Genomic DNA, 13,015 nt, shown 5'->3' with positions numbered 1-13,015 from the left:
ATTATCATTGCCTCGACAAGGAACCCCGCATGTCCAAGACCATTGCCGACCACCTCGCGCAAACCCTCGCAGCGGCAGGTGTTTCGCACATCTGGGGGGTGTCCGGTGACAGCCTCAACGGCCTGACCGACAGCCTGGAACGCACCGATTCGATTCGCTGGATGCACACCCGTCATGAAGAAGTCGCAGCCTTTGCTGCCGGTGCCCAGGCAGCGTCCAGCGGCAAGCTGGCGGTCTGCGCCGGCAGCTGCGGACCGGGCAACCTGCACCTGATCAACGGCCTGTATGACTGCCACCGCAATCGAGTGCCGGTACTGGCCATTGCTGCGCATATTCCGTCCTCGGAAATCGGTCTGGATTACTTTCAGGAAACCCATCCGCAGGAGCTGTTCAAGGAGTGCAGCCACTTCGTCGAGCTGGTCAGCAACCCCGAGCAGTTCCCGCGCGTGCTGGAACGTGCCATGCGTGCCGCGATCAGCCAGAAAGGTGTGGCGGTGATTGTCTTGCCGGGCGACGTGGCGCTCAGCGATGCGCCGGATGTTGCGGCAAAATGGATCGAAGCCACAGCGCCCAAGGTCGTGCCTGCCGAAAACGACCTGCAGTCGATGGCCGACATGCTCAACGCTTCCAAAGCCGTCACACTCCTGTGCGGTGCGGGTTGTGAGGGTGCTCACGAGCAGCTTCTGGCATTGGCGGATACGCTGGGCGCGCCGATCGTTCACGCATTGCGCGGCAAGCAGCACGTCGAGTACGACAACCCGTTCGACGTCGGCATGACCGGCCTGATCGGTTTCAGCTCCGGCTACCACGCCATGCTGTCCTGCGACACACTGGTCATTCTGGGCAGCAGCTTTCCGTATCGGAATTTCTACCCCGAAAAAGCCGACATCATCCAGATCGACCTCGATCCGACCCAGCTTGGTCGCCGTACGCCGGTGGCGCTGGGTCTGGTTGGTGGGGTGCGGGAAACCCTGGAAGCGCTTCAGCCAAAGCTCAAGCCGCATACCGATCGCCGTTTCCTCGACAAGGCCCTGAAGCACTACGCCAAGGCCCGGGAAGAACTGGACGAGCTGGCCACCCCGACGCCAGATGGCACGCCGATTCATCCGCAGTACCTCACTCGACTGGTCGACGAGCAGGCGGACGCCGATGCGATCTTTACCGTCGACGTCGGTACGCCGACGCTGTGGGCTGCGCGCTATCTGCACATGAACGGCAAGCGCAGTCTGCTTGGCTCGTTCAACCACGGCTCGATGGCCAATGCCTTGCCACAGGCTTTAGGGGCCAAGGCTGAACATCCGGATCGTCAGGTCATCGCCCTGTGTGGCGACGGCGGCCTGTCGATGTTGCTGGGCGATCTGCTGAGCATTCGTCAGCTGAACCTGCCTATCAAGATGGTGGTGTTCAACAACAGCTCGCTGGGCTTTGTCGACATGGAAATGAAAGCCAGTGGTTATGTGCCGCACGGCACTGACCTGCATGAAACCAACTTCGCCGGTATTGCCCTGGGTGCAGGCATTCTGGGCCTGCGTGTCGAGAACGCCGAAGAGTTGCCGGCCGCCTTGCGCAAGGCGTTCGATCATCCCGGTCCGGTGCTGATCGACGTTGTCACGGCCAAACAGGAACTGGGCATTCCACCGAAAATCAAGCTGGCCCAGGCCAAGGGCTTCAGCCTGTACATGATGCGCGCGATCATGAGCGGGCGCGGCAGTGAAGTGGTGGAACTGGCGAAAACAAACCTGCGTTAATACATTATAAAAACCTATGGGATGAATAGAAAAAGTTGCAACTTCTATCCGCTGAGATTGTCACCGCTGTTACAGGTGACAATCTCGGTGTCTCTATATTTCTTTTCTCGCGATGATTGCCCAAGGCGGTCATTTCTTTGTGGATCCAAACTTCTCGCCCCCTCTGCTTTATTGAATTCGCTATTTGAATTAACAAATTCAAATAGTGGGTAAAGCTTCCCGGCAGGCAGCCGAGACAGTGATACGGGAGCAGGACCGGCTACGGCAGGCTGATTACCGAACAGTCCCTGGCGACAAAAAAACGTCGACGTTACAGAACGTTACGCCCTGGAAAGTCTTTATAGAAAAGTCTGCACGTCATGAGGTCTGCAATGCTTAGAAATGCTCCTTTGAGTATGAAACTGCTGCTTATTTTAATATTCCCCTTGGTGGGCTTCCTGGCCTTCGCAGGTCTGTTCGTCGCTGACAAAAGCGAAAACCTCGGTGACATGAGGCGCGCAGTGACAGCCACCAGTGCCGCACAGAAAGTGAGTGACGTAGTCACCACTCTCCAGCGCGAACGTGGCGCCAGCGGCGTATTTCTGGGTAGCGGCGGCAAGTCCATGCAGGACAAGCTGAAAACGTTTCGTCAGGAAACCGACAAGGCGATAAGTGAGATGCGCGCCCAGTCCACCGACGGTATTCCCGGACCTGATAAGGTCAACCGCGCATTCGAGGAGCTGATCGCTCTGCGCCTCAAGGTCGATTCGCTCGGGATCAACAATACAGAATCCGGTACGCGCTTCACCGACATCATCAAGACACTCATAGGCTTCTCTTACTCAATGGAATCGAGTATCGAGGATCCGGAAATATTGCGCGGCCTGAGCTCGCTCAATCAGTTCGTGGATATGAAGGAACGTGCCGGTCGCGAGCGTGTATTGCTTGGTCTGGCATTCAATCAGAACCGGTTTGACGCCGCACTGTTATCACGCTTCAGCCGCAACTTGGGCGAGTTCTCGGGGTATTTCGAAGCGTTCCAGCGCTGGTCACCCGAAGCCTTCAAAACCAAACTCAATGCCGTTTTGCAGCAACCAGGATCGCTCGAAGTGGCGCGCTTGCAGCGTCTGGGCTTCGATACTCCGCTGGGTGAGCCGCTCAACGTCAAGCCGGAAGACTGGTTCAACCTTTCCACCGCGCGTATCGACATGATGGCCAATGTAGAAGCAGAGCTTGGCCAGAACGTCGTCGGCCTGGCAACGGACGCACGCAGCTCCGCTCAAAACAGCCTGTACGTGGCGGTTGCCATTGTCGTCCTGATGCTGATAGTCGTGCTGTGGCTGGCATCGGTGATCATCCGCAACATCAAGGTTGCGGTGGTCGATGTGAACCGCACGCTGATGGCACTTTCCACACGTGATCTGACCGCCCGGACCCGTTATGTCGGCAAGGACGAGTTCGGCGAGATCTCGCGCAATCTGGACAACATGGCGCAACAGATCAGTGATGTCATCCGCGACATCGGCAGCGCCACGGCACAGGTTGCCACCGCCGCCGAGCAGTCTTCCGCAGTGGCGTTGCAAACCAATCAGAACGTGGCGCAACAACGCCAGGGCACTGATCAGGTCGCTACTGCCATCAGCGAGATGAGTGCCACGGTGAAGGATGTAGCACGCAGCACCACCGACGCGGCCGAGATGTCACAGCGCGTCAACAACAGCACCCTGCAGGGCAAGACCGAAATCGACAACACCATCGGTCTGATTCAGGGGCTCTCGGTGCAGGCTGAAGAGACTTCACGGATCATTGATGAGCTCAAGGGCGAGAGCAACTCGATCTCCTCGGTGCTCGATGTCATTCGTGGCGTCGCCGACCAGACCAACCTGCTGGCGCTCAACGCAGCCATCGAGGCTGCGCGTGCCGGCGAGCAGGGGCGTGGTTTCGCGGTGGTTGCCGACGAAGTGCGCAATCTGGCCAAGAAGACTCAGGACTCTACCGTCAGCATCCAGAAAATGATCGCCAACCTGCAGTCCGGTTCAGAACGCGCTGCCGCGTCGATGCAGGAAACCCTGGGCAAGGCGCAGGAGGGTGCCAGCAACGTCGTACGCGCTGGTGAACTGCTGGAAGAAATTGCCGAAGGCATCGCGACCATCAGCGACCGCAACATCCAGGTCGCTTCGGCCGCTGAAGAGCAAAGCCTGGTGGCCGAAGAGATCCACCGCAACGTCGACGACATCAACTCGCTGGTCATCCAGGTCAGTGCCGGTGCCGAGCAGACCGCAGTCACCAGTCGCGAACTCGCGCGTCTGGCTGAGCAGCAGCAGGGGTTGGTGGGTCGCTTCAAGGTGAGCTGACAACAAGCTGTTAGTGTGTTGTGAAAAGGCCTGGAAGCGAAAGTTTTCAGGCCTTTTTGTTGGTCTGCGGATACTGTCGTGCCGCGGTCTCTGATCACCATCGATAGTCCGTCAGCCATGACCCTTCAGTCACCTTTTCACGTAACCCCACGTCCCGCTTACGATTATGTAGTGACTAAAAATAATCACTACATAATCGTTGACGCACTCTATTTGCCCTTGCATTATGCAGCTGTCTCCCTGATCGGGAGCGCTGCAAAAGGTGTGATGAACAGGCTCGGCAAGCCGTCGAGATGTTCCCGGATGTAGGCTGCCCACAAGGCAGATTGATGGAGCTGAACTGGCATTTGTCGTCGATAAGGGCGAGAAGCTGGCGAAATGTCCTCATGATGCTTGTAACGGATCGATTGCCGATCCTGGGCCGGGTCTTTGGGTTTCGTGACTTCTTCTCTCTGCGCTGATGCCGCTGTGTAGCGGCTCTTCATCAAGGCTACCTGCATGTCCTTGAGGGCTGGAACGGTATTCAACGCACATTCAATCGTGTTGCGTTGCTGACGTTCTGGCGCATGAACTTGATGTATCAATTATTGAACAGTCTATGAGCGAAGGGGCATCAACATGAATATCAACACACAACCGACTATTGATGAACTGGCTCGTCTGTTTGCTGCGTGCAAAGACACGCTGGATAACCATATCGCCTGGGTAGCCGAATCGGGTGAAGTTCGCGTCGACGCCATGTCGCCGTTCACGCAAGAGCACGAGTTTCGTGATGCGCACCCGCAACTGCGCGCAGCCCTGAAGATGTTCCGTCGTGGCCAGGGTTATGTTGGCAAGAAGGCCGCTGCCGATCGTGCCTACATGGAGGACACGCTGCAGGCGTTGAAAGGTGAGTGGCAGAAGACTCGTCGGCCGGCGCACTCGCAGGTTGCCTGAGCAGGTCATCGCATGTCTTGAAGCCTGTTCCCGATCCGCGATCGGGACAGGCTTTTTGGTTTTCGGCATCGGGAGGGCGAAGGCCTTATCGGTTGTACAAAGTGATTTTGCTGGTATAGATTCCGGGAGTGAGTCAGTGCATCTGACTCGTCTCGTTCCCAGCCTGCCATCGAAGCCGTGGCAGTGCCTATACAGAGGTTGCCGATGCGTGCGCCACGATGGTTATGGTTGGTGATGTTACTCAGCGCCGGCGCTTCGGCGGACTGGCGCGAGGTATTGCCCAATGCTCAGGTCGTCGGCGGTGGCGAGTTGAGCCTGTTCGGCTTTCGTGTCTATACGGCCAGGTTGCTAAGCCCCACCAAGCCCTTCGTCGCGGATGCACCGCTGGCTCTCGAGCTGACCTACCACCGCGATATTGACCGGGAAGATTTGGTCGATGCCAGTATCGATGAGATCAAGCGTATTTCCGGTTCGAAGGTGACCGAACAGCAACTGACTGAATGGCGCCAGCAGATGAACCAGTCATTTGTCGACGTCCAGCCGGGCATGAAGATTACCGGCGTCTATCTGCCTGGCCGCGAAGCGCGGTTTTATGTGGGTGACAAGCTCCAGCATGTGGTGCCCGACAGCCAGTTCGCCAAGGCTTTCTTTTCCATCTGGCTGGACCCGAAAACCCGTAACCCCGAACTTCGCGAGCAGTTGCTCGGCAGTACCGGCTCATGACCCATCAAGGAGGGCGCATGCTGAGAAAGTGGATGTTAATGCTGTGTGTGGGGCTTGTACTGAGCGGCTGCGGTGGCGTGCCGGTAACGCGTTACAGTCAGGAAGCGCCGAAGCTCGATCTGCGCCAGTACTTCACCGGGCGTGTCGAGGCCTGGGGAATGTTTCAAAAACGCTCTGGTGAAGTCACCAAGCGCTTTACCGTGGTGATCGACGGGCACAGTGAAGGCGAAGTGCTGGTCATGCACGAGGCCTTCAGCTACAGCGATGGCACCAAGCAGGTGCGGGAGTGGCGCTTGCGTCCCGATGGCCCAGGGCGCTGGAAGGGCACGGCAGGTGATGTGGTTGGCGAGGCCTATGGCGAAGTGTCAGGCAACAGCTTCCACTGGAACTATGTGCTCAGGTTGCCGGTGGATGGCACCGAGTACGACGTGAGCCTGGATGACTGGATGTACCTGATCGACGAGAAGACCATGGCCAATCGTTCGTCGATGACCAAGCTGGGTGTCGAAGTCGGGCAAATCACCTTGTTCTTTCGCAAGGTCGGCAAATAAACAACGCCTCGTATGAGGCGTCATCCTTCAGGGCGGCTGTCAGCCGCCCGTCATATTCATGAAGCGCACCACCTGCACGCCATCGTCGTGGGTGAAGTTATGGCTCCACGGCTTGAGCTGCATGGCGTCGATGATGGCTTTTTCGAGCTTTTCCGGCTGGCCGGGATTGGCACGCAATACCGCCTTCAAATCCACGGAATGCTCGTTGCCCAGGCACAGCAGCAAACGACCTTCGACGGTCATGCGCACGCGATTGCAGGTGCCGCAGAAGTTATGGCTGTGCGGGGAGATGAAGCCGATGCGAATGCCCGGCGCCTCGGCCAGGCGCCAGTAGCGCGATGGCCCCTGAGTCGAGTCAGTCGAAGGCACCAGCGTGTAACGTTCGGCAATGCGTTCGCGCACCTGATCGCTGGAGTAGAAGGACTCGGCGCGGCTGTGTTCGCTGATGATGCCCAGCGGCATTTCTTCGATGAAAGAGACGTCCAGGTTGCGATCGATGGCAAACGCCAGCAGGTCGTTGATCTCATCATCGTTGCGACCGTGCATCACCACGCAGTTGAGCTTGGTGTGCACAAAACCGGCGGCGTTGGCGGCATCGATGCCGGCAATCACTTTGTGCAGATCGCCTGTACGGGTCAGCTCGCGGAAACGCTGTGGATCAAGGCTGTCCAGGCTGATGTTGAGACGCGTGACGCCGGCCTTGAACAGCGGGGCAGCCAGTTTGTCCAGCTGCGAACCGTTGGTGGTCATGCACAGTTCACGCAGGCCGGGCAGGGCGGCGATCTTTTCACAAAGCCCCACCACTCCGGCGCGTACCAGCGGCTCACCACCGGTCAGACGAATCTTGCGCGTGCCCAGTGCCACGAAGCGCTCGGCCACCTGGAGGATCTCCTCCAGCGACAGAATCTGTTGCCGAGGCAGAAACGTCATCTCTTCGGCCATGCAGTACACGCAGCGAAAATCACAGCGGTCGGTGACCGACATGCGCAGATAATCGACTTTACGTGCAAAGCGGTCCATCAGGACGGGTTCTGACATTTCACCTTCTAAATAATCGAGTGGGCTGTATTACCGGATTTGGAGGCCAGTGCGTGATAAGGGTTCAGCCAATTTGCGGTGTCCTGATTTCAGGATCGATTGCAGACTGGCAAAGTGCCTTTGCACGAGTTACATAGTAGCTGCACGCATTGCTGCTTGCACTGGCTGCATGAGCGCCACGCTAACCGAGTCGAAATGCCGCAGTCCAATTGCTTGTTCCAATACGCTCATCGACACGCTCTATGGCGCTTTGCCTTGATGGCTGATCAGTCAGGACTGGCGGCAGTACTGCGCTCGTAACGCTCCAGCAAAGGCTGGATACTGATGCCGTGTACCAGGATGCTTAACGCAACAACCGACAGGGTCATGCCGATCACCACGTGGCCGACGTCGTGTGCCAGACCATGTGACAAGGCGAAGCACAGGTAATAAAGACTGCCGATGCCGCGAATGCCGAACCAGCCAACCAGTGCTTTTTGCCTGACGTTGAGCAGACGGCGACTCACTAGCAACCAGACGCTGGCAGGGCGAATCACGCAAAACAGCGCGATCCCCAGGCCGATGGCGCGCCAGTCCCAGTACATCGCCAGCGCCGCGCCCAGCAGGGTGATCAGCAGGACTTCCATGGCGCGCTCCACCAGGCTACCGAACGCCAGCATATCGCCCATCATCACGCCGGCAGCCAGTTGCGAATCGCTCATGTCGTCGACCTGCGCGACCGTGCCCTGTTCGAGGGATGACGTCATATGCCCGAGGACCGGTTGCGCGACATGCTCGGACGGTAGCTCTGAACGCGTGACACGTACCTCAGCCTGACGCAGCCCGAACCCAGCGGCAAATACCGAAAGAAAGCCAAAGGCACCCACGCTTTGCGCGAATACATAAGCCAGAGCGATCAGGGCCAGCGCCAGAAAGTCATTGGGCGAGGTGGTGCTGTCGGCGTTCTTGATGCGCAGGAAGATCATCAGATGGCCGACCCCGCGGCCCATGCCGTAACCCATCAACAAACCGGCCGGCACCGCCCAGATCAAGTCCTTGATCAGCCATCCCTGGACCCAGTCGCTCATCGCGCCCCCGGAACTCAGGTACAGCAAGGCAAAGATCACGAATGGAAACGCGGTTCCGTCGTTGAGGCCCGCTTCGCCGGACAGGCCGAAGCGCAGGCGGTCCTGATCTTGGGCGTTGTTGACCTGCACCATGCCGGCGAGCACCGGGTCGGTCGGCGACAGCATGGCACCGAGCAACAACGACACGCCCCAGTCCAGGCCAATGATGTAATGCCCCGCGACCGTCACGCCGGCAATGGTCGCCAGCATCACCGGCCCGGCCAGCCAATAGGCTGAATGCCAGGCTTTGCCGCGCAAGGGCAGGCGCAACTTGATACCCGTACCGAACAGCGAAAACAGCACCGCCACTTCGGTCAGGCGTTCCAGCCACTCGTAGGATTTCTCGAAATCCAGATCGACGATATCCAGGCCCATCGGGCCGATGCCGAAGCCGAACGCCAGGCACACGGCCGATGTGGTCACTGGCATCCAGCGCAGGTAAGAGGAAGTGAGCGCCAATAGCATCAACAGCACGCCAAGCACGCCCATGCACACAATAAAACTCATAGGGAAAGAACCACCGTCAAAATGCGCCCGAAGAAGAGGGCGTAACGGTGGGACTCCCTTGCACGGTAATAAGTTGAAATAATTTGCCGGATGGTGATCAGTGTAGGTCTTTTGCGCGCGGCGATGCCTTTCGGCGCCGCCGCTGATCTCTAGCGCTCGATGCTGCGGCTCCAGCGTGCGTTCCACTCTGGACGGATCTGATTGACCTGATCCCAGTCAATGGTCACTGCTGTTTCCAGGTACTTCTCCATGGCCTCGACCTGACTGCGTGTCTTGTCAGTGGTCGGGGTTTTCGGGTTCGAGGGGATCTGGTCACCGAACTCCAGCGCAGGCGCCTGTGCTTCCGGCGTCAGCAGATAAGCGGCCAGCTTCTGCGCCAGCTCCGGCTGGTTGTTGTTGGCTATCGCGCATTCAGCCACGTTCAACACCACGCCGCCTTCCTTGGGCGATGCGTATTCCACCGGTACGCCCTTGATCTTCAGCGCGGTGACCTGGGTCGGCGTCAGCGGGAACAGGGCGGCTTCGTCGGTCTGGACCATTTCCGAGATCTTGGCCGAGCTGGCGATGTATTCCAGCACGTTCGGGCCGATGGTTTTCGGCCAGGCCTTGAAGCCGGGCTCGACGTCTTTCTCGCTGCCGCCCTGGATACGGTTGAACATCAGAAAGCCATGCAGGCCGAAGGTCGAGGAGGCCAGTGACTGGAACACCACCTTGTCCTTGAAACGTTTGTCGGCCAGGTCCATCCACGAGGTGGGCGCGCTCCAGCCCTGTTCCTTGAACATTCGCGTGTTGTAGGCCAGGCCGGTCACGCCCAGGCTGACGGCTGCTGCCTGTTCCTTGATTTTGGCCTTGGCAGGCAGGTCTGCCAAGCTTGCGCTGGGTTGCAGCGTGTCGCACAGGCCCATGGAAATGGCCCGGTACATGATGCCGTCGTCGAGAAAGATGACGTGCATCTGCGGGTTGTCCTTACTCGCCTGAACCTTGGCGAGGATATCGGCCGACGTGCCAGGCACGATCACCACCTTGACGTTGTTGGCCTTCTCGAACGCCGGCAGCACCTGATCGGCATACAGGCGCTCCATGGTCCCGCCGTTCATGCCCAGGTACAGCGTGGTTTCGGCCATGGCAGGCGTGGACAGAAGTGCGGCAGCCAGCGGCAGGCAGGACAGCCCGGTGAGGGCGAGACGTTTGGTGCTTTTCATAGGGACGACCTTCCTCTGTGCAATGGGATGACGTTCGTAACAGGTTCGATGGCAGGGGGTTGCAGAGCGATTTGCTGAAAGCGGTTGATGGAAAAGGCATCGAGCGAGATCCGTGAGGCGCCGTCGCAGACCCATTCGGCCAGCGCTTCACCCGCTGCCGGACCGATCTGAAAGCCCGCCCCGGCAAAGCCGAAGCCGTGCAGCAGGCCCGGACGAGTCAGGCTCGGACCCAGCACCGGCTCGCGATCCGGCAGATAGCCTTCGGTGCCACTCCAGGTGCGAATGGCCTGGGCGCCGGCGAGTGGTGGGTAGAGTTCGACGGCGTTGCGCAGGATATCCAGCACCGCCGCCTGTCCCGGTCTGGCGCGTGCCGGGTCGAGGGCAAAGCCTTGTCCGCCGCCCAGCACGCAATTACCACGTGCCACTTGCCGGGCATAAATGCCGCCGCCTTCGACACCGGTGCTGACGTCCATGAACATCGGCAGCGGTTCGGTCACCAGCATTGCCGGGTGCCCTGAATACATCGGTACCGGTTCGTTGAATTGTGCGGCCAGCGCTGCGGCCCACGCCCCGGCGCAGTTGAGCAGCCAGGTGGCGCGCAGTGTCAGGCCGCTGGCGGTGGTGACGACGAACACGTTGCCGTCGTGGCTGACTTCACTGACCGGCGCCTGCTCGAACACCTGTGCGCCTGCCCGACGCGCAGCGCGGGCGAAGGCCGGCGACACCAAACGTGGATTGGCGTGCCCGTCGTCAGCGCACAGCGATGCACCGACGGCGACATCGCCGGCCCAGGGATAACGCGCGCGCAGTTGATCGCGATCAAGCAACTGCAAGTCCAGGCCGAATCCCTGGCTGGCTTCGGCATAGGCGCGCAAGGCATTCATGTCCTGTTCGCTGCGCGCCAGTTTGAGGTGGCCCGAACGCCGGTACTCGCCGTCGATGCCGATCAGCTCGCGCAGGTTGCCCCAGATCTGGTGCGCCCGTTGCGACAAGGGTAACTGCGACAGCGGACGGCCCTGACGCCGCACGCCGCCGTAATTGACGCCGCTGGAGTGCGATCCGCAAAAATCGCGTTCCAGCAAGGCGACCCGCTTGCCCTTCAGAGCGAGGGCCAAGGCTGCCGAGGCGCCGACTATGCCACCGCCGATGACAATCGCATCGGTTTCAATCAGCGTGCTCATGGTTGCGTCTCCACTGATTGCTTTTCCACGGGCTGCATCCCCAGGCCGAAGGGCAGCGGCTTGATCGGTGCCTGACCGCGCAGACGGCCGACGTGCTCGACGGACCGGCCGCTCTCGCGGGCGATGATCTCGGCCGCGGCCAGACCACACATCCGTCCCTGACAGCGACCCATACCGACCCGGCACATGGCCTTGACCCGGTTGATCTCCCAATGGCCATCCTGCACGGCACTGCGAATCTCACCTGCAGAGACTTCTTCGCAACGGCACACCAGCGTGTCATCCGCCACAGTGGCGGCCCAGTCCTCAGGGAACGGAAACGCGGTTTCCAGCCCGTGGCGGAAGCGTTCGATGCGTCGCAAGGCAGTTTTAAGTGTGTCGATACGTGCGGTGTCTGCCACCACACCGATGTCTTGCAGCAGCCCGAGCGCGGCCAGTTCTCCGGCCATTTCCGCAGCGTCTGCGCCCATAATTCCCGCGCCGTCGCCCGCCAGATAGATGCCTGACACGCTGCTGCGTCCACACTCATCGCGGGTCGGCAGCCACGCCCGGTTGAGCGCGCTCCAGGCGAATTCACAGCCCAGCAGGTCGGCCAGTTGTGTCTCGCTGCGCAGCGCATGGGCAAAGGCGACCGCGTCACAGGCCAGGTGGCCCGATTTGCCGTTCCGTTGCCATTGAACGCCGTCTACGCGTTTTTCCCCGTCGATGCGTGTCAGCTGCACACCTTGATGCACCGGAATGCCGTGCGCGCTCAGCCACGCGCGGTAGTAGATGCCTTTGGCCAGCGTTGCCGGCTGGCCCAGCAGCGCCGGCAATGCCTTGCATTGCGCCGAAAACGGCGCGCTGTCGAGCACCGCCAGCACTTTTGCGCCAGCCTTGGCGTACTGATAGGCGACCAGATACAGCAACGGGCCGCTGCCACAAAACACCACGCGCTGGCCGATCGCGCAGCCCTGGTATTTGAGCGCGACCTGCGCTGCGCCGAGGCTGTACACGCCGGGCAGGGTCCAGCCGGGCACCGGCAGAATGCGATCCGTGGCACCGGTGGCGACGATCAGGTGGCTGAAATCGACGGTGGCAGCGGTACCGTTTTGCAGGGTATCGAGTTGATGATCTTCGGCATTCCAGACCAGCGTCTGCGGCCGGTAGTCGATCTGCGCTGCCAGCGTGTCGAGCGCTTCGTGTACCGCGACCGCCTTGGCACTTTCAAAACCGTAGAGCGCCTTGGCCGAGCGCTGAAAGTTGTCCGGCTGGCGACGGTAGATCTGGCCGCCGCCGCGCAGCCCTTCATCGATCAGGCAGGCCTTGATGCCGTGAGCCAGTAGCGTCTGGGCGGCGCGAATACCGGCCGGTCCTGCGCCGACAATGGCAATGGCCTGATCGCTCATACGCAGCGCCCCGGTTCACGAATCACCGCCTGACCGGCTTCCAGCAGCGTCGAACAGGCACGCACGCGCTGGCCGTTACCCAGCCTTACCCAGCAGTCCTGACAGGCGCCCATCATGCAGAAACCGGCGCGAGGTTCGGCACTGAAGTCGCTGCCGCGCAAGTGGTCGCTGGCGGTCAGTACCGCAGTCAGCAAGGTGTCGCCCAACAGACCGCTGGCCGGTTGGCCGTCAAGGGTAAAGGGCAGAACCGGGCGGTCATGTTCGGTCAGTCGTTTCAGCAATGCCATAACGTCAAAGCTCCG

12 protein-coding genes are annotated in these 13,015 nt (G+C 60.0%); 5 read left to right on the top strand and 7 right to left on the bottom strand.

Annotated features, from left to right (window positions below; genetic code table 11):
• Positions 1-29 precede the first annotated feature (29 nt).
• Together poxB and JOE34_RS20220 are read left to right on the top strand one after the other, a co-directional pair.
• Positions 30-1,748 carry a ubiquinone-dependent pyruvate dehydrogenase gene (gene poxB, locus JOE34_RS20225; RefSeq protein WP_003424086.1) on the top strand — a complete coding sequence of 573 codons (1,719 nt, stop codon included), beginning with the start codon at positions 30-32 and terminating at the stop codon, positions 1,746-1,748.
• A gap of 371 nt (positions 1,749-2,119) precedes the next feature.
• Positions 2,120-4,081 carry a methyl-accepting chemotaxis protein gene (locus JOE34_RS20220; protein ID WP_050511479.1) on the top strand — a complete coding sequence of 654 codons (1,962 nt, stop codon included), beginning with the start codon at positions 2,120-2,122 and terminating at the stop codon, positions 4,079-4,081.
• 224 nt (positions 4,082-4,305) lie between these two features.
• Here the strand turns inward: JOE34_RS20220 and JOE34_RS20215 are convergent, their stop codons facing one another.
• Positions 4,306-4,566: a hypothetical protein gene (locus tag JOE34_RS20215; RefSeq protein WP_154232073.1), complete on the bottom strand. Its 261-nt coding sequence runs from the start codon at positions 4,564-4,566 to the stop codon at positions 4,306-4,308.
• A gap of 133 nt (positions 4,567-4,699) precedes the next feature.
• On the opposite strand from JOE34_RS20215, the gene JOE34_RS20210 reads away from it, so the two are divergent.
• The 3 genes from JOE34_RS20210 (at position 4,700) to JOE34_RS20200 (ending at position 6,291) form a co-directional block, all read left to right on the top strand.
• Complete coding sequence (locus tag JOE34_RS20210; protein ID WP_010410725.1) at positions 4,700-5,017, top strand: hypothetical protein; 318 nt, start codon at positions 4,700-4,702, stop codon at positions 5,015-5,017.
• A gap of 204 nt (positions 5,018-5,221) precedes the next feature.
• Complete coding sequence (locus tag JOE34_RS20205) at positions 5,222-5,740, top strand: chalcone isomerase family protein (protein ID WP_010410728.1); 519 nt, start codon at positions 5,222-5,224, stop codon at positions 5,738-5,740.
• Positions 5,741-5,757: 17 nt separating this feature from the next.
• Complete coding sequence (locus JOE34_RS20200) at positions 5,758-6,291, top strand: DUF3833 domain-containing protein (RefSeq protein WP_010410731.1); 534 nt, start codon at positions 5,758-5,760, stop codon at positions 6,289-6,291.
• Positions 6,292-6,330: 39 nt separating this feature from the next.
• Here the strand turns inward: JOE34_RS20200 and moaA are convergent, their stop codons facing one another.
• The 6 genes from moaA to JOE34_RS20170 all read right to left on the bottom strand — a co-directional run bounded on the left by moaA (position 6,331) and on the right by JOE34_RS20170 (position 13,000).
• Positions 6,331-7,329: a GTP 3',8-cyclase MoaA gene (moaA, locus tag JOE34_RS20195; RefSeq protein WP_003317890.1), complete on the bottom strand. Its 999-nt coding sequence runs from the start codon at positions 7,327-7,329 to the stop codon at positions 6,331-6,333.
• Positions 7,330-7,595: 266 nt separating this feature from the next.
• Positions 7,596-8,942 carry a sodium:proton antiporter gene (locus JOE34_RS20190; RefSeq protein ID WP_024664650.1) on the bottom strand — a complete coding sequence of 449 codons (1,347 nt, stop codon included), beginning with the start codon at positions 8,940-8,942 and terminating at the stop codon, positions 7,596-7,598.
• Between the two features lie 149 nt (positions 8,943-9,091).
• Positions 9,092-10,144 carry an ABC transporter substrate-binding protein gene (locus JOE34_RS20185; RefSeq protein ID WP_003409951.1) on the bottom strand — a complete coding sequence of 351 codons (1,053 nt, stop codon included), beginning with the start codon at positions 10,142-10,144 and terminating at the stop codon, positions 9,092-9,094.
• Positions 10,141-11,325 (bottom strand): FAD-dependent oxidoreductase, encoded by a 1,185-nt coding sequence (locus JOE34_RS20180; protein WP_209996506.1) that lies wholly within the window; start codon positions 11,323-11,325, stop codon positions 10,141-10,143. Before JOE34_RS20180 ends, JOE34_RS20185 begins: the two co-directional genes overlap by 4 nt.
• Positions 11,322-12,713 carry an FAD/NAD(P)-binding oxidoreductase gene (locus JOE34_RS20175; RefSeq protein WP_209996504.1) on the bottom strand — a complete coding sequence of 464 codons (1,392 nt, stop codon included), beginning with the start codon at positions 12,711-12,713 and terminating at the stop codon, positions 11,322-11,324. The genes JOE34_RS20180 and JOE34_RS20175 overlap by 4 nt, the downstream gene beginning before the upstream one ends.
• Positions 12,710-13,000 carry a (2Fe-2S)-binding protein gene (locus tag JOE34_RS20170; RefSeq protein WP_024664646.1) on the bottom strand — a complete coding sequence of 97 codons (291 nt, stop codon included), beginning with the start codon at positions 12,998-13,000 and terminating at the stop codon, positions 12,710-12,712. Before JOE34_RS20170 ends, JOE34_RS20175 begins: the two co-directional genes overlap by 4 nt.
• Positions 13,001-13,015 lie beyond the last annotated feature (15 nt).

The sequence above is a fragment of the Pseudomonas sp. PvP028 genome (genome assembly GCF_017832255.1).
Lineage (GTDB): Bacteria > Pseudomonadota > Gammaproteobacteria > Pseudomonadales > Pseudomonadaceae > Aquipseudomonas > Aquipseudomonas syringae.
The sequence above is the reverse complement of the archived record's forward strand: the minus strand, read 5'-3'. Positions and strand labels throughout refer to the sequence as shown.